Source organism: Legionella bozemanae (assembly GCF_900450575.1).
GTDB classification, from domain to species: domain Bacteria; phylum Pseudomonadota; class Gammaproteobacteria; order Legionellales; family Legionellaceae; genus Legionella; species Legionella bozemanae.
The window spans coordinates 1,014,683-1,031,151 of the sequence record NZ_UGGY01000001.1 but is presented as its reverse complement, the minus strand read 5'-3'; the positions used below and the strand labels follow the sequence as shown (position 1 = coordinate 1,031,151).

The following is a 16,469-nucleotide window of genomic DNA, read 5'->3' as shown; positions in this document are numbered from 1 at the left end:
TTCTTATTGTTGGGTCCCAAATAACAGACTTTTAAAAGCCCCTGTAAGCTTAATTTATTAGAAGATCTTTCCCAAATAATACATAAAAAAGCGATAAAATATATCTAAGCCATAAGGTAACATGCGCAAAAATTCAAAATAACACTTGAAATTTAAATCTTATCTTTGCTTGCCCAAAGCACAGAAAAATGGCAGATCATAACGCATACGAATCCTACAAGACCGCCCAATATAACGTGAGTAAAGCGTTCTGAAGCAACACTAATTGAATGAGTCGCCAATATCACAGCTGTTGTAACAAAGAAACACCGAAAAGTATATGCAACCGCATAACGACGAAAAGTCACTAAAGTTAAAAAAACCCCACACACGGTAAACGTCAAATCAAAAGGAGTATTAGGAATAAATTGAGCAAATAAAATACCTAATGGAACACCGATGGATACACCTGTAACGCGTTGACGCAATTTTTGTGGTGTTGTCGTTATGTTACCGGTAACAACACTTGCCGCCCCCCAAATCATCCATTGCCCGTTTTCCATTTGAAAATACTCAACTAAAAATGCAGAAATAAAAACAGCAAGTGCCATAGCGATCATGCTTTCAATATAGGGATTTTGTTCGCCAAAATCATCTAAGCCTCCTAATCGCAAGGGATGATAATATGTGACACGTTTTTTATAAAATGCGCTTATTTTATCAATCTGTGCTATCAATAAAGTAGGGATCAATGCAAACACTAAATAAGGCAAGAATTGAGGTGCTTGATAAAACATTGTTGCAGGCTTAGTCTCCGCTGCAAACTCAGTAGCAAGAATAATGGCAGGAATAAAAGTCCAGCTTCCCAATGGACGTAACTTCTCTCCCTTTATTGTAACCCAGATCACAGTCGTTGCCGCCAGGGAGCATGAAACAACAAAAAGAACCGGCTGAAGTTGAGTTAAAAAGAGCAAATAAAACATCGCAATAATCATACTGCCATGGAGTAACACACCTAATGCTGTCAGCTGCAATCGTTCCTCTACAATTAGAGTTGCCATAGTTAAAACAGAAGACTGGAGCCAACGGGGATTATTGGTCGTTAAATACAGAAATGCGAAAGGTAATAATACGATAATACCTCTTAACAAAGGCCATATCAGGATCTCATCTTTTAATGTTTGTATTGCTTTAGAAATAACCTGCATCAAATACCTTTTAATTCACTTACCGTTACTATTTGTGCTATTTTCTCCATTAATTGGATGGAAGATTGATGTTCCTCCTGATTAGCCGCTGCACAAATATCTTCAACAATACAGACCTTATAATCACGATCATGGGCATCGCGAGCCGTGCTTTGCACTGCCCAAGAAGTACTTACTCCTCCTATAATAAGTCGTTCAATTTGATTTGCTCGTAATGCAGCATCAAGTGCAGTTCCATAAAAGGCACTAATTCGTGGTTTCACAATGACTAAACTATCGCCAATTTGCAATTCCGGGTGAAATTCAGTTCCTTCAGAGCCTAACTGAAGTGCTCCCAATTGATGAACTTTACCAAAGATAGGGGAGTGTTTCGGTTGCTCGATATAATGTGCACTAAAACCCACTTTAACCATTATGGCTAACCAATTTTTTAATTGTGCAATCTCCAGGACCTTATTTACCTTTTTAATTACATCACGCTCCTGGGCATGTGAAGCGGAACGCGCGATTTTGCCTTGAGGGTGCATGATATCAATAATATAATCCAGACCTATAAATGCAGTGCACATCATGGTATTTACCTCCATCAAATACTTTCTGTGTAATAATAATTAGAGCTGATGCCTGGGAATAAAAATCTACTAATACTCTAGTTTTTTTATTAAATAACAACCTATAGAATGATTCGCATGATTGGGTCGTTCATACTCTATCGAAAAACCCAATTTTTGGTACCAAGCACATGCCGGCCAATCTTTTAAAGTAAAAACAGTCATCATGTTACATCCCTTATGCTTCGCCCATTCTTCTGCTTTTGCAAGTAGTGCTTTTCCATATCCTTGATTCCGGAATCGTTCATCGACCCACAAACCGCCAATTTCAGCTGGACCAAAATTATCAAACCCAGAGATTGCCGCAATAATATGGTGATGCTCATCATATGCTGCATAAAAATAGCCACCGGTGCTTGCAAAACCAAATTGGGCCGCGTAATGATCAATCCCCTTGCAAATGGCGCCGTGATCGTCTTCACTTGGATTTTCTATAAAAACTATTGGATTCATTTTATTAATTCCTAATACATTCTTTTCTACCCATTGATTCATATGGGAAAATCATTCCCTTTATATTGTTCTTCTGCAATAAATCAGAGATAATTTCACCAATTATCAAAGAGTAATGATTTAATTATGCCAAATAAATATACAAAAAAGAACAATTGTGATCTCCCACAATACAATAGCGATTCCTGAAAAATTCGGTTAATTCTGTACATTTCAGCTCAATAGGCAATAGAAGATATCAACCTAGAATAACAACTGGAAAGAGACGAGTTTAGAAAGGACGACTTTTATGCAATGGAAAGGAATACTGCATTTTTATTTTAGCTTAGTATGCTTCTTGGCCGCTTCATCAGCGCTGGCTTATGATGAACCAGTTGTTAATCTGGGTTATACCAGTTTTTATGATGGAAGCCCTCCTTCTGGCCCGGGTTTTTATTTTCAAGATTATTTTCAATACTATACTTCCAATCGTTTTAATGATAACAAGGGCAATAAGCTTCCGCTGCCACGTACTGAACTTGATGTTGTTGCAAATGTGACCCAGTTTATCTATGTAACAACAAAAAAAATTTTCGGAGCTAATTTAGGTTTTTCCGCACTATTACCCTGGGTAGTTAATGATCGTGTAGACGACGGATTGGGAAATACCGTATTAAAAGCTGAAAATGGGCCTGGGGATTTGTGGGTCGGACCTGCGCTGCAGTTTGACCCCATTATGCGCAAAGATGGAAAAGGGCCTTTATTTGTCTCTCGCCTTGAACTGGATATCATTGCCCCAATAGGACGATACAGCAGCATCAATGCAATTAATGCCAGTAGCCACTTTTGGTCTTTAAACCCCTACTGGGCTTTTACGTTTTGGATGACTCCTAAATGGTCCACTGCTGCACGACTGCATTATCTGTGGAATGGTGTCAATCATAGCCCCAATGTTTCCTTTGGTCCCAATGTTCGCTCCACTCAGGCAGGACAGGCTATTTTTGCAGATATTGCTGTAGGTTATGCAATAATTGAAAAGTGGACAGTGGGTGTGAACGGCTATTTTTTCAATCAAATCACCGATACCCTGGTAAACGGAGTCGCCGTCCCAAATCGCAAGGAAAGTATATGGGCGATTGGTCCAGGGATGGTTTACAGTCTTAGCAAAAATCATTTTATCTTTTTAAACGTTTACTCTGAGCAAGATGCCAGAAATCGCCCCCAAGGTACAAATGGAATACTGCGTTTTGTGGCTCATTTTTAATATACCCTTGCGTGGAGAACAATTACTTTAAAATCCTGGGATTCGCTTCGTTGCACCCAAGCTACAATTAGGTATTAGCTCAGGCTCCCATGTAAATGTTTACCGTACCCCCCACCTCCAGGTGTTTCAATAATGAACACATCACCTGGATGCATTTCTATACGTGCACAACTTCCCAATTCTTCTACTTGGCCATTTGCACGTTGAACCCAATTGTGCCCAGGCTTACCCGAAGCACCTCCTTGCATCCCATAGGGAGGAATGACACGATGACTGGAGATAATATTTACGATCATCTTCTCTAAAAAACGAATCCGTCGAACGACACCGTCCCCGCCGCCATGCAAACCGTCCCCCCCGCTTCCTTTGCGAATGGAAAATTGTTCTAGAAGAATTGGAAAACGCAATTCTAAGATTTCTGGATCGGTAAGATAGGTATTGGTCATATGTGTATGAACTGCAGAAGCCCCATCAAAATCAGGCCCAGCTCCGGCTCCGCCACAAATTGTTTCATAATATTGATACTTTTTATTGCCAAAAGTGACATTATTACATGTTCCTTGGGATGCAGCGACCACTCCTAATGCACCAAACAAGGTATCAACAATGCATTGGGACGTTTCAACGTTACCCGCAACAACCGCAGCGGGATAGCTGGGATTTAAAATGCTGTTTTCAGGGATAACGAGCTCAATCGGTACAAAACAACCACTATTTAACGGAATATTTTCAGCAATCAGACAGCGCAGAACATATAAAACAGCAGCCTTACAAATCGCCGTGGGCGCATTAAAATTACCTGGGTGTTGTTTGCAACTGCCAGTAAAATCAATGTGCATCCGTTTTGTTTGTTTATTAATACTCAATGCGACTTTAATTTGGCTCCCATCATCTAATGCATAAGTAAAATGACCATTCCCCAGCTTACCCAATAAGCGTTCTACTGATGAAGTCGCATTATCACGTACGTGTTTCATATAAGCATGCACTACGTCCCAACCAAACTGTATAATTAAATCCAATAAACTCTGCACACCAGAAGCATTTGCTGCAATTTGTGCTTTGAAATCCTCTAAGTTTTGATGGGGATTACGCGCTGGATATTCCGCTTTGGTAAGCAAGTTTAATGTCGCCTTTTCTAAAAAACGACCTTGATCCATGATTTTAAAATTATTGATCAGTACCCCTTCTTCCTCGACAATTTTGCTTTCTGCAGGGATGGATCCCGGGGTAATTCCGCCAATATCTGCATGATGTCCGCGTGAACCAACTAGAAATAACAAATTGCTTCCTTGTTTATCAAAAACTGGAGTGATCAAAGTAATATCGGGTAAATGGGTTCCACCGTTATAAGGCGCATTTAAAACATATACATCGTTCGGATGAATTTGCGGATTGTTTTTTAATATGGATTTCACGCTTTCGCTCATTGAGCCTAGATGCACCGGAATATGAGGTGCATTGGCAACGAGTTCGCCCTGCTCGTCAAAAATAGCACAGGAAAAATCAAGACGTTCTTTAATATTAACCGAGCTTGCTGTTTTACGTAGAACCTCCCCCATTTGCTCCGCGATGCTCATGAAGCGATTATTAAATATCTCCAACATGGCAGGATCAACTCGAGTCGTTACTTTTTTAGCAGCCAGAGTTTGATATCGTGTTAATAATAAGTATTTTTGTGCAGTCACCTCAGCTTGCCAACCCGGTTCCACAATAGTAGTCGCATTCGCTTCGATGATTACGGCACAACCGTGAATGCAATCCCCAGGAATTAATTCATCTCGATCATACACTGACGCTTTATGGTAGGAGCCCTGAGTAAAAATTTTCACTGCTTCACGTTGCGGAATTTTATGTTCAGGGCGATGTTGGGACGCTTCTTCAGTCAATTCAATCGACGTTTTACTGGGAACGGCACATTCTATAGAAATTGCTTCAACAATCAGTGCTTTTCTGGATGAAGCGAATCCAAACGTTTTACGATGTTGTTCCATAAATGTCTGCCGCATGGATTTAATAGTTCCAAATGCAACAAGTAATGTAGTATCTGAGCCTTCATAACGTAAGTGCACTTGCCGTTTGCATGTCATCGCTTTATTAGTTAATCCCTGGGATTTTAATGCGCCATGAGCTTTTTTCTCTATTTTTTCAAAATTTGGACGTAAAAGAGCAAGAATGCCTCGCTGCAATGCTTTTTCAATTGCTTGTTCATGCATGACGCTGACTTCTGCCAATCCCATTCCATACGCAGAAAGCACACCTGCCAAGGGATGAATTAATATCTTTTTGATTCCTAAATTATCAGCAACCATACATGCATGCTGCCCTGCTGCTCCGCCAAAACAATTTAAGACATACTGCCTCACATCATAACCACGTTGTATGGAAATTTTTTTTATCGCATTCGCCATATTCTCCACTGCGATGTTGAGGTAACCTTCAGCAACCTCTTCAACCGTTTTTCTACTTCCTGTTTCTTTTTGAATTTTTTTTGCTAAAGCCTGAAAATGTTCATTCACTACGAGTACATCAATTTCTTGATTGGCTGCAGAACCAAAAATTTTAGGGAAAAACTGGGGCTGTATTTTGCCAAGCAGCACATTGCAATCGGTTATAGTGAGTGGACCACCACGACGATAACAGGCAGGGCCTGGATTTGCTCCTGCTGATTGAGGTCCTACAGCATAACGTTGACCATCAAAATTAAGAATCGACCCGCCCCCTGCTGCTATAGTATGGATCAACATCATTGGCGTGCGGATATGTACTCCACTAAACGTATAATCATAGCTGCGTTCGTATTCGCCTGCAAAATGAGAAACATCAGTTGATGTTCCTCCCATATCAAAACCAATAACCTGATTAAAACCAGCGGCTTGGCTGGTTTTAATCATACCAATCACTCCTCCTGCGGGACCTGAAAAAAGACTGTCTTTACCTTGAAAAAGTTTTGCATTCACCAATCCTCCATTAGATTGCATAAAAAACAACGGGATTTTTTCTAACTTATTTTGCAGACTATGAATGTAGCGTTGTAACACTGGAGAAAGATAAGCATCAACAACAGTAGTCTCTCCACGGCTTACCAATTTCATTACGGGTACAACTTCATGACTTACCGAAATTTGTGTGAATCCTATTACCTCGGCAATTTCCTTTAATTTTTTTTCATGCCGATTAAAGCGATAGGCATGCATCAATACGATAGCAAGCGTGCGATATCCTTTAGCATAGGCTTGTTCCATTTTTTTTCGCGCCCCTTCTACATCTAAGGGTTTTAAGACAGTACCTTTTGCATCAACTCGTTCCTTAACTTCAATCACTTCTTCATAAAGCAAGGGAGGTAATCTAATATTTAATGCAAAAAGTTCAGGACGATTTTGATATCCAATTCGCAAAGCATCAGCATAACCTTCAGTAATCACTAAAAGTACCTTCGCTCCCTTGCGCTCAAGTAGGGTATTCGTTGCTACGGTTGTTCCCATTTTAATGAATGCAATTTCATCTGCTGGAATAGCAGTACATTTGAGGATATCTTGAATACCCTGGATGGCCGCATCTGGATAGCGTTCAGGATTTTCAGAAAGTAATTTATGGCTGCTTACACGTCCTTCGGGACTGCAGGCAACAACATCAGTGAACGTACCGCCTCTATCGATCCAAAACTCCCATTTATTTTTTTCCATTTTGCCTAAGTCCATGGCCGCTTCTTGTTATTAATTATACTACACAACATCTTATATCAAATTATGGCCAACTCTGATACATATCGCTGAAAAACCAGTCTAGCTCTACTCCGACGTCCCGCCCCCACGGCCTTGTTCGCGGGTTGTCCGCGAGCTCCAGAAGAGTTGCGCTAAACAATACTGTTGCCATATGGGGTGTAGGTCGGAGATGCACTCAAAGCCCCCTAATATAAACCCAAAGATACAATCTGGTTAACATGAATAAAAAAGTAATTATTAGACGTTTATTTTTGGACATCTCATTGTTCCACTCCTAAAATTACAATGATTGGATCGTTTTAAGCCTCGATAGGACAAATTATGTGTCGATTTGTAGCTTATATAGGAAAAGAAAATATTTTATTAGCGGATCTTTTAATAAAGCCTAATAATTCGCTTATAAAACAAAGCCTCCTTGCCCGTGAATCACGTACGTTGACTAATGGAGATGGGTTTGGGTTAGGATGGTACACTTCATTCTCTCGAATACCTGCTTTATTCACATCCCTTTATCCTGCATGGAATGATCAAAATTTAACTTATTTGGCAAAAAAGACTAAGTCTCATTTGTTTTTTGGCCATATCCGTGCAGCAAGCACAGGCGGGATCTCACAATTTAATTGTCACCCTTTTATATATAAAAACTGGTTATTTATGCACAATGGATGGATTCCCAACTTTGAAAAAATCAAGCGACAAATTCATAATTTATTGGACAATGATATTTATAATTGGGTTAAAGGCAGTACCGACTCAGAATTGATTTTTGCATTATTTCTTCAATTAGCAAAAAATTTAAAAATAAAAGATGCCCATGATATCCACAATACCTTGTTAAAAACGTTGAACATAATTGACGAATTAGTAAAAAAACATCATGAAAAAGGCGTGTCCTATTTTAATATCTGCATCACGGATGGAAAAAGAATCGTTGCATTTCGTTATTGTACTTCTTCAAAAGCAAAACCGGAAACGATGTACTTCTCCCTGAGAGGGAATTTTGCACAAAAAGCAACTACAGAAACTGTTTACCAATACGTAATCATTGCTTCTGAAAAATTATCAACCAACAATGGATTTAAATGGCAAATTATTCCGATGAATCATTGTTTCATGGTTGAATCAAATTTAAGTATTTCATTACAAAAGCTTTAGTTGTAATACTAAGGACGATGCAATGCGCATTAAAAAAATTGAAAACTATAAAATTGATTGTGAATTATTTGAAAAAAATTTAATTGCTGAAACCCAGCTTTTAGAAAAATGGTTTACAAAAAATTATTTTAAATCGGAACATATGAATGCAGGTGCCGAAATTGAATTTCTTATTTTGGATAAAGAATATCAATTAACGCCCCATAATATTCTTTTTACTAAAAAATTAAAAAACCAAGACTTGGTCAGAGAGGCAGGAGGTACTCAACTGGAAATTAATACTCCGGTTTTTCCCTTAAAAGATAATTTTTTATCTCTTCTGCATCAAAATATTTTAGCGACCTGGAATAAATGTTGTGACATGGCGCTTAATACCCGGCACCACTTGGTACTTATAGGTTCAATACCGCAAACAGACCCTGCTCTTTTTAAACCTTCCTATATTACGCCCAAGGATGCTTTTCTTTTAATGAATGAGTTTGTAACCAAATATCGCAAAGAAGCACCTTTATCTATTCATTTAAAAGGAGAAAATGAAAATCTTCAGTTATCTCCAGAATCTTTAGCTATAGAAGGTTTAATATGTGCGTTGCAGCTTCATATAGAAGTTCCCCAGCATCAATTAGCTCATTATTTTAATATTGTTCAAATATTATCAGCCCCCTTATTAGCTCTTAGTAGTAACTCCCCTTATTTTTGTGGAAAAAATTTATGGAGCGAAACAAGAATTGGTATTTTTGAACAACTTTATACATTTCCTCATCCATTGCAAAAAACCGTTTTTTTTGAACCTAATTATATGCAAGAAACTCTATGTCCCATTTTTGAAAATAATTTAAAAAACTTTCCTTATCTCTTGCCTCTGGCAGCTTATGAGGAGCCAATCCATCATATGTTCCATGTTCGATGTCAAAATAGTTGCATTTTTCGCTGGAACAGGCCCATTTTAGATTTTAACAAACAGGATGAACCGTATCTGAGAATTGAACACCGCGCATTATCTACGGGCCCAACTGTAATTGATATGATAGCAAATGCGGCATTTTTTTATGGCATAGTTTATTATTATGCAAACACATCCCCTTCTTTAACCTCTTTAATAACTCAGGAATCTACTTTAAAAAATTTTTATGCGTCAGCTCGTTATGGATTAGAAGCGCGACTACATTGGAACACCGGTAAGATTAAGGCTCGAACTCTTTTAAAAAACTTATTACCCCAAGCTTTAAAAGGACTTGAAGATTTGGGGATAGACTCTGTTGAGGCTCATTTTTATTTAGATATCATTAAAACCAGACTTTATAAAAATCAAAATGGAAGTATCTGGCAAAAGAAACATCTGATGAAACACAAAAATGACTTTAATTATATGCTGGAGCAGTATACCAAAAATCAATATTCAGAAACTCCGGTTGCTGATTGGAACTTTAATTAATTTGCAATAAATACCTTTCAAGGGCTTCGGTAGATAACCCGGTTGCCTTTGCTCACCTCTGTGCTGACGCCCCGCGAACAAGGTCGTGGGGACAAGACATTGGAGTAGAGCTGGGCTGGTTTTCCAGAGATGTATATAAGATTCGGAATTGATACCTTGTCTCCGGATAGACCAGAAAATGACTTTATCGTTCACCAGCTGATGCTCGAAAACAAGAAATATATTGTTGAAAATGCTTTTAATGCAACAAGATTACCTGCATTAGGTGCCTACAGCATGATTTTACTTATGAAAATTGCTGATTTAACCGAAGCCCCTGTGCGTTTAATTGGTCTTTATTGATTTTGTTTTGTTACTTTATATAATCCATCGTATTCATTCAATTTCCTGGCAGGAATTACATTGAAAATCGCTATTATTGGAGGTTCTATAGCAGGTTGTGCCCTGGCCTTATTATTGAAAGACCAGTTTCCGGTCACTGTTTTTGAGCGGGAACCTGATTTAAAATCACGTGGGGCGGGTATTACCCTCTCTATTGAATTACTGAACACCTTAATCGCTCAAAATATTATTGACCCAGGTACATTAGCTCATACATTCACCACCCGCAGCTTTTATTGCCAAGCGGACAATGAGCCGATTTATGGAAAATTTTTATGGAAACAGGGAATTTCCATGGCAAGTCTCCACTGGGATACTTTATTCACTAACTTAAGAAAAAGAATACCGAACTCGATATATCATCATGGCGTAAAAGTCATTGACGTACAGCTTCCTGATGAACGTCCTGGACAAGTCATTTTAGAGTCTGGAGAAACACAGGCCTTTGATTTAATTGTTTTTGCAGATGGCGTTCAATCTCTGGGAAGAAAATTGATATCCAATGTACAGCCGGAATATTCGGGTTATGTTGCATGGCGTGGCACGCTGGAGTTTGAGAAGATAAAAAATAAAACTCTTTTCAATGATCAGGGACTTTATTACTGCTATAACAAAGGACATTTATTAACTTATCCGGTGTATCATCATCAAACAAATAAGTTAAATTGGGTTTTTTATGAAAAATTAGCGCTTGCAGACCTTGAGGATTTAGGCCCAACCTCTTTAATCGACTTTTCTGTAAAAGCAAAACAACATCTACACCAATTAGCTCGTAACCAATTACCGGAGGTTGCGGCACAAATCATTCTCGATACGCCATCTCCTTTCATGCAGAAAATTGTTGATGTTTGCGTCGATCACCTTGTAACCCAGGGCGCTCTTTTACTGGGTGATGCAAGTGCAGTATTACGCCCTCATGTAGGAAATGGCGCTTCCTTAGCCATTCAGGATGCACTAAGTCTTAGTGAACATCTCAAGCAAGGTGATGATTTGCAGCAGGCAATTACAGCATGGGAGAAAGATTCTCTTCCTAAACGACTTGCCATGTATGATTTATCAAAACGAATGGCTGATGCTTTGGTACTACATCCTGTTGCATGGCACGAAATGAATGAAGAAAAAATGTCTGTCTGGTGGGAACAGATTATCCTAGGAGAGGCATGGTATACCACACTACCCCTACCTCAAAAGTCTGGATAAAACCCTATTCTCAAGAACATCACGGCTGAAGCTGTTCACTAGCCTAATTTCAAAATCCATCCTATGTCTTATCTACAGGATTGCTGGAGCTCCATTGACTCCATGTTCCTTGATACCCTTTCAAAAGCTGCTGAGCAAACTGATAAAAATGAGAAAGAAAACGAAGTCTCTGTTCATAATAAGGAGTAAGAAAAGGATCAGCTCGATTTACTTCAAATAAATTATAATATGGCGGTATTGAGGCATGACGCGCAACAATTTCTTCAAAACTCACTTTATCTGCATTTTTTAACATGTCATACATTACAAAAAAGCTTGTTGTCCTGCCTTTTCCTCCCCGGCAATGGATATGAAACCACGCATCTTCAGGCGCATTTTTTATTATGGCCAAAAACGCATCAACTTCTAAATCAGAAGGTGCGGCATGATCGGTAACATAGAGTCGATGATATTCAAAACCTAATCGAGAAACCAAATCTTTTTCGTTTTTTACCACTTTAACTGGAATGTTTTTACCATTGGAATATTCCTTAGCGGCAAACTGTTGTGAGGATAAAATCCCTCTCACCTTTTTCTGAACTCTTAATGAATTAAGCCAATTTTCCTGATCTGCAAGACTTTGGCTATTGCTTTTTCCTTTATTTATCCAATCATATTCACTTACTAACGTAATCGCTTTGCCATTAAGATAACCATGGCTCTCTTGGCGTAAATCTAGTACCAAAACAGATTGACTCCTTGAACTCTTATGCCTGGAAATATAATCAGAAATATCTTTCCATCCCTTTTCACTCGGCTCCTCACTTCCAGAAATGGTCAGCTCTTTAATACCTGCTGTATTCCCTTGGTATACATCGGCGATCATGGAGGCATCACGCAATACCTTTAATGAAGAAGAGGAATACTCAGTATCCTGCACGACACAAGGATTATGGATGCTTGCATCGCATGCTTGAGTTTCTGTATTTGTTTTTGCTAAAATCAATTCTTGAGCCAACGATAGAATGATGAAAATAACTGCAATACGCTTCAAATAGGTCATCCATAACCCCTTACCAAGAAACATAATGCATTCTATGTTAATTTTTTTTCCTACCGCAATACTGTTGGCTCAAAAAAACGTACCAAAATTTTAATCATGAATAGACCTGCTGATGCAATTTAGCCTTATTTTCTCCGGTTGTAGCTTTCCGCCACGCATCACCTGTCTCTTGATCACATCTCGGCCTACACCCCGCGGCTTGTTCGCAGGTCCAGTGTTTTAGGACAGATCGCCTGGATCTCGCGGACAAGCCCGCGGGACGTCGGAGTAGTGCTTGGACTGGTTTTTCAGCGATGTATATAAGATTCAGACGCGTCATCTAGGCTGTAAGAATATTATTTATTGTGTGCTCGTGTTGAATTCGGGCCCACAATAAGTATTAATAAAATGAATAACGATTTGAGCAAAATGTTCATCCCATAAGTTATGATGCCCCTTATCAGCAAATTCAATCCATTTCTTAGGTTGGTTTGCATGGTTGAAAAGGGCTAAACCCTGATCGTAAGGTACAACCTCATCCAATTTTCCATGCAACATTAAGATAGGAACATGAATGTTTTGAATACGCGATAAAGAATCATACTTATCAATTACAGGCATGAGCACCCAGGAATAATGAAATCGAGCCAAAGCAGTTAATGAGGTATAGGGGGATTGCAAAACTAAAGAGCAAATAGGAAATTCTGTTGCCATTTGCGTAGCTACCCCGGTTCCTAATGATTCTCCATAAAGCACGATATTATTTACCGGAACGCCCTGTTGCTGTAAAAACGTCATTGCTGCTCGAGCATCCTGATACAATCCTGATTCAGTTGGCTTTCCCGGATTTCCTCCATACCCGCGATACTCAAGTAATAACACGCCAAACCCCTGTGAAAGGAACTGACGAGTCAAATACATGCGATAACCAATATGCCCTGCATTTCCATGTAAATAGAGTATTGTCGGCTTATTATCCACAGCGGGTTTATACCAAGAACTTAAAGTCAATCCATCTGCAACAGGCAGCTTAATGATTTGCATGTCTTCGGCCTGAAAATCGCTCAAACTCGGTTTTTCTGGAGATGGAAAATAAATGAAATGTCGTTGTAAAAAATACCCTAGAGTAACAATTAAAATAAAAAGAAAAAGAACCAGTAACAATTGTTTGTGCCTCATCTTATTTGTCTTCATTCATTTACTATAAAAAGGGATAATCAGTGTAACCTTTTGTGCCACCCCCATATAAAGTCGCACGATCTAATTCATTGAGTAGGGCATTTTTTCTAAATCGCGTCACCAGATCCGGATTGGAAATAAAATACCTCCCAAAAGCAACGAGATCCGCATAACCACTGCTGATCGCTTCAATTGCCATTTCTAATGTATAGCCGTTATTTACCATCCAAGGGCCGTTAAACTCTTTCCGTAATGCAGCAAAATCAAGGCCATAATACTCTCGTGCGCCTTGAGTTTCCCCTTCGATAACATGAATATAAGCCAAATCGAATCGATTCAGCTCCCGTACAAGCGGGAAAAACACCGCAGCAGGCGAGGTATCTGAAACGCCATTGGCATGACTTACCGGAGCAAGACGAATTCCTGTTCGATTTGCACCAATTTCAGATACAATGGCACTGGTTACTTCCAGTGCAAAACGCAGTCGATTAACAATTGAACCGCCGTATTGATCGGTGCGATGATTTGTTCCATCACACAAAAATTGATGAATAAGATATCCATTGGCTGCATGAATTTCAACACCATCAAATCCGGATAAAATAGCATTCCTTGCTGCAACTCGATAATCTTCAATAATGCCCGGAATTTCACTAAGCTTTAAAGCACGTGGATTCCCCACTTCGACAAATGTCCCATTTTCAATAAATGTGCGCTGCCCTGTTGCCGCAATGGCAGAAGGAGCTACAGGAGCACCCCCTTTCGGTTGAAGCGAGGGATGTGAAATTCGTCCTACATGCCAAAGTTGCAAATAAATAACCCCACCCTTTGCATGAACTGCGTCCGTTACTAATTTCCATCCAGCAATTTGCTCCGAGGAGTAAATTCCAGGCGTCCAAGCATATCCTTTCCCTGTAGGTGAAATTTGTGTTGCCTCAGCGATGATTAAACCTGCATCTGCTCGTTGCGCATAATATTCCGCATTAAGTTCTGAAGGGGCATCAATTCCATGAATTGCGCGATTTCGCGTTAGTGGAGCCATCACGATGCGGTTTTTCAAAATTGAACCGCGCAAGTTAAATGGAGTAAACAGAATTTCATTATTCGTAGTCATTCTTGCCTCATGCAATTTTTATACTCAAAAATTAATTCATTTTGTTTCTTTTACCTAAATTAAAAACATTCTATAGGGTCTGGTGACAATTCGCTAGATTGAGCCAAAATGGAGCGAATTGTCACCAGACCCTAGGTTTCATTCTAGATTATAGGTAAGATATTCCAGAACGTAAGGGTAAACGCTCTTTGAACATAAAACAGCTCTTTTGGGCCTACTTGCCGTGCTTTATGCACGGCATCCAGTCGAGCGTACATGAAATACCGGAGCTGGGTTCCGCCCATAAGGCGCGGAATATAGGTCTGATTTTATATCATGCTATTTAATGCGTTTACCACTGGAATCCATTTTACTTTCATAAGGAAATAATAATGTATCATAATATCTTAGTTGCAATTGATGACAGTACTACATCAATGCAAGCCTTCCATGAAGCCATTAATCTGAGTAAAGTGCATCAGGCAAAATTACGAATTGTACATATAGCAAACGAATTTTATGCTCCTTATGTCGGAACCGGTGTTGATTATGAGAGACTAGAAGCTTCATTCAAAGAATATGGTCAAAAATTTCTGGATAAGATGCTCACCATTGCCCGCGAACACCATGCTGATTGCGAAGCACATTTACTTGAAATGAATCCTTCTAAAGAAAAAGTACCTGAGAAAATCATTGAAGCAGCAAAAAATTGGCCAGCTGATTTGCTTGTCGTAGGAACGCATGGTCGTCGAGGCTATCAGCATTTATTACTTGGTAGTGTTGCAGAAGGAGTAATTCGCAATGCCCCCATGCCGGTTCTTCTCATCCGAGGCAAACAATCCTGAATAAATGAGCTTCAGTAAACTAAGAATTATAGCGAAGGATTAGCCTTATACTGAAGGTTCTTTCGCTGTACCTAGTTTGAAATGCAGATTCTTTCCCTTTTCAGTACATTATCATCTTAGGAGTTTGTTATAATGCGACAAAAAATTATTTATTGGATTTATTTTAATGCAAAAACTGCTTCATGATTTTCATGATATGGAAAGGCGCTTTTTCTCGCTGATCAGTTTAAATTGTCTTGATTATCAAACAATAACTGCTTTTGAAACCGGGGTGCTTGCCACAGGTTTGAACCCTGCTTTTGTTACCAAGATAGATGAAAAATTTTTACATGATCTCGCACATTGCAGATCCTACTTCGCACAAAAGAATTTACCATGGGCACTGATTTTTTCAGAACATACACCGATTTTTTCAGAGCAAGATAATCCATTACCACAAGATTATGAATTAACTGATACTGGTGTAGGGATGGCGTTCAATCTTGTGGCGAATTCACTGAATACTCCGGATAACCAACTTGAATTTAAAGAAATGAATAAGGATTTACATACCTGGAGTATTCCCCTTATCCATGGCTTTCAATCAACACCAGAAATTACCCATGTTTATACTTTAAGACATGATGAAGCATTGAAAAAATCGTGTGATATTCATCATTTTTCAGGTTTTTTTGCCAAAGAAGCAGTGGTATCAATAACATTAACGGTAAAAGAAAATCTTGCCCGCATCGATGATTTAGCTACCTTACCGCGCTTTCAAAAACGCGGCTTTGCCTGCGCAATGTTAGCTTATACTTTGCAAAAAGCTTTGGATTTAAAAGTGCAAACATGCTTTTTGGAAGCATCCACTGCAGGCCTTAATCTCTACAAACGTATCGGCTTCCAGCCCCTTTTTACAAACCATTATTATGAGCTGAGTGCTTCATGACCTACGTACCGCT

14 protein-coding genes are annotated in these 16,469 nt (G+C 39.1%); 7 read left to right on the top strand and 7 right to left on the bottom strand.

Annotation, left to right across the window (positions count from 1 at the left end; translation table 11 throughout):
- Positions 1-152 precede the first annotated feature (152 nt).
- The 3 genes from DY223_RS04380 to DY223_RS04370 all read right to left on the bottom strand — a co-directional run bounded on the left by DY223_RS04380 (position 153) and on the right by DY223_RS04370 (position 2,293).
- Positions 153-1,187: an FUSC family protein gene (locus DY223_RS04380; RefSeq protein ID WP_058460266.1), complete on the bottom strand. Its 1,035-nt coding sequence runs from the start codon at positions 1,185-1,187 to the stop codon at positions 153-155.
- Entirely contained in the window at positions 1,187-1,759 is a 573-nt protein-coding gene (locus DY223_RS04375) for a cysteine hydrolase family protein (RefSeq protein ID WP_235810552.1), read from the bottom strand. Before DY223_RS04375 ends, DY223_RS04380 begins: the two co-directional genes overlap by 1 nt.
- A 69-nt stretch (positions 1,760-1,828) precedes the next feature.
- On the bottom strand, positions 1,829-2,293 hold the full coding sequence (locus tag DY223_RS04370) for a GNAT family N-acetyltransferase (RefSeq protein WP_058460265.1): 465 nt from the start codon (positions 2,291-2,293) through the stop codon (positions 1,829-1,831).
- A gap of 247 nt (positions 2,294-2,540) precedes the next feature.
- On the opposite strand from DY223_RS04370, the gene DY223_RS04365 reads away from it, so the two are divergent.
- A complete protein-coding gene (locus tag DY223_RS04365) occupies positions 2,541-3,494 on the top strand; it encodes a SphA family protein (protein ID WP_058460264.1) in 954 nt (317 codons plus the stop codon).
- Between the two features lie 74 nt (positions 3,495-3,568).
- On the opposite strand, the gene DY223_RS04360 is transcribed toward DY223_RS04365, so the two are convergent.
- Entirely contained in the window at positions 3,569-7,180 is a 3,612-nt protein-coding gene (locus DY223_RS04360; RefSeq protein ID WP_202972299.1) for a hydantoinase B/oxoprolinase family protein, read from the bottom strand.
- A 360-nt stretch (positions 7,181-7,540) separates the two neighbouring features.
- Here DY223_RS04360 and DY223_RS04355 point away from each other — a divergent pair, with 360 nt between their 5' ends.
- From DY223_RS04355 to DY223_RS04340, 4 genes are all read left to right on the top strand, one after another.
- Positions 7,541-8,374 carry a class II glutamine amidotransferase gene (locus tag DY223_RS04355; protein ID WP_058460262.1) on the top strand — a complete coding sequence of 278 codons (834 nt, stop codon included), beginning with the start codon at positions 7,541-7,543 and terminating at the stop codon, positions 8,372-8,374.
- Between the two features lie 22 nt (positions 8,375-8,396).
- Positions 8,397-9,809, top strand: coding sequence for a glutamate-cysteine ligase family protein (locus tag DY223_RS04350; RefSeq protein ID WP_058460261.1), 1,413 nt, complete (start codon positions 8,397-8,399; stop codon positions 9,807-9,809).
- A gap of 129 nt (positions 9,810-9,938) precedes the next feature.
- Positions 9,939-10,151 carry a cyclase family protein gene (locus DY223_RS04345; RefSeq protein ID WP_058460260.1) on the top strand — a complete coding sequence of 71 codons (213 nt, stop codon included), beginning with the start codon at positions 9,939-9,941 and terminating at the stop codon, positions 10,149-10,151.
- Positions 10,152-10,211: 60 nt separating this feature from the next.
- Positions 10,212-11,390, top strand: coding sequence for an FAD binding domain-containing protein (locus tag DY223_RS04340; RefSeq protein WP_058460259.1), 1,179 nt, complete (start codon positions 10,212-10,214; stop codon positions 11,388-11,390).
- A 61-nt stretch (positions 11,391-11,451) separates the two neighbouring features.
- Here the strand turns inward: DY223_RS04340 and DY223_RS04335 are convergent, their stop codons facing one another.
- The 3 genes from DY223_RS04335 to DY223_RS04325 form a co-directional block, all read right to left on the bottom strand.
- Entirely contained in the window at positions 11,452-12,432 is a 981-nt protein-coding gene (locus tag DY223_RS04335) for a phosphatase domain-containing protein (protein WP_058460258.1), read from the bottom strand.
- 339 nt (positions 12,433-12,771) lie between these two features.
- Positions 12,772-13,605, bottom strand: coding sequence for an alpha/beta hydrolase (locus DY223_RS04330; RefSeq protein ID WP_420812506.1), 834 nt, complete (start codon positions 13,603-13,605; stop codon positions 12,772-12,774).
- Positions 13,606-13,612: 7 nt separating this feature from the next.
- Positions 13,613-14,704, bottom strand: a complete 1,092-nt coding sequence (locus DY223_RS04325; RefSeq protein WP_058460256.1) for an alkene reductase — start codon at positions 14,702-14,704, stop codon at positions 13,613-13,615.
- Positions 14,705-15,075: 371 nt separating this feature from the next.
- Between DY223_RS04325 and DY223_RS04320 the strand changes: the two genes are divergently transcribed.
- Both DY223_RS04320 and DY223_RS04315 read left to right on the top strand, forming a co-directional pair.
- The gene (locus DY223_RS04320) at positions 15,076-15,528 is read left to right on the top strand and encodes a universal stress protein (protein WP_058460255.1); all 453 of its coding nucleotides are present in this window, start codon (positions 15,076-15,078) and stop codon (positions 15,526-15,528) included.
- Positions 15,529-15,694: 166 nt separating this feature from the next.
- The gene (locus tag DY223_RS04315) at positions 15,695-16,456 is read left to right on the top strand and encodes a GNAT family N-acetyltransferase (RefSeq protein ID WP_058460254.1); all 762 of its coding nucleotides are present in this window, start codon (positions 15,695-15,697) and stop codon (positions 16,454-16,456) included.
- Positions 16,457-16,469: the final 13 nt, after the last annotated feature.

Bases quoted from the DNA above. Each gene is read 5' to 3' on its own strand.
- DY223_RS04335 (WP_058460258.1), bottom strand. From the start codon at position 12,432: ATGACCTATTTGAAGCGTATTGCAGTTATTTTCATCATTCTATCGTTG.
- DY223_RS04345 (WP_058460260.1), top strand. From the start codon at position 9,939: ATGTATATAAGATTCGGAATTGATACCTTGTCTCCGGATAGACCAGAA.
- DY223_RS04375 (WP_235810552.1), bottom strand. From the start codon at position 1,759: ATGATGTGCACTGCATTTATAGGTCTGGATTATATTATTGATATCATG.
- DY223_RS04330 (WP_420812506.1), bottom strand. From the start codon at position 13,605: ATGAAGACAAATAAGATGAGGCACAAACAATTGTTACTGGTTCTTTTT.
- DY223_RS04350 (WP_058460261.1), top strand. From the start codon at position 8,397: ATGCGCATTAAAAAAATTGAAAACTATAAAATTGATTGTGAATTATTT.
- DY223_RS04360 (WP_202972299.1), bottom strand. From the start codon at position 7,180: ATGGAAAAAAATAAATGGGAGTTTTGGATCGATAGAGGCGGTACGTTC.
- DY223_RS04365 (WP_058460264.1), top strand. From the start codon at position 2,541: ATGCAATGGAAAGGAATACTGCATTTTTATTTTAGCTTAGTATGCTTC.
- DY223_RS04355 (WP_058460262.1), top strand. From the start codon at position 7,541: ATGTGTCGATTTGTAGCTTATATAGGAAAAGAAAATATTTTATTAGCG.
- DY223_RS04320 (WP_058460255.1), top strand. From the start codon at position 15,076: ATGTATCATAATATCTTAGTTGCAATTGATGACAGTACTACATCAATG.
- DY223_RS04380 (WP_058460266.1), bottom strand. From the start codon at position 1,187: ATGCAGGTTATTTCTAAAGCAATACAAACATTAAAAGATGAGATCCTG.
- DY223_RS04325 (WP_058460256.1), bottom strand. From the start codon at position 14,704: ATGACTACGAATAATGAAATTCTGTTTACTCCATTTAACTTGCGCGGT.
- DY223_RS04370 (WP_058460265.1), bottom strand. From the start codon at position 2,293: ATGAATCAATGGGTAGAAAAGAATGTATTAGGAATTAATAAAATGAAT.
- DY223_RS04315 (WP_058460254.1), top strand. From the start codon at position 15,695: ATGCAAAAACTGCTTCATGATTTTCATGATATGGAAAGGCGCTTTTTC.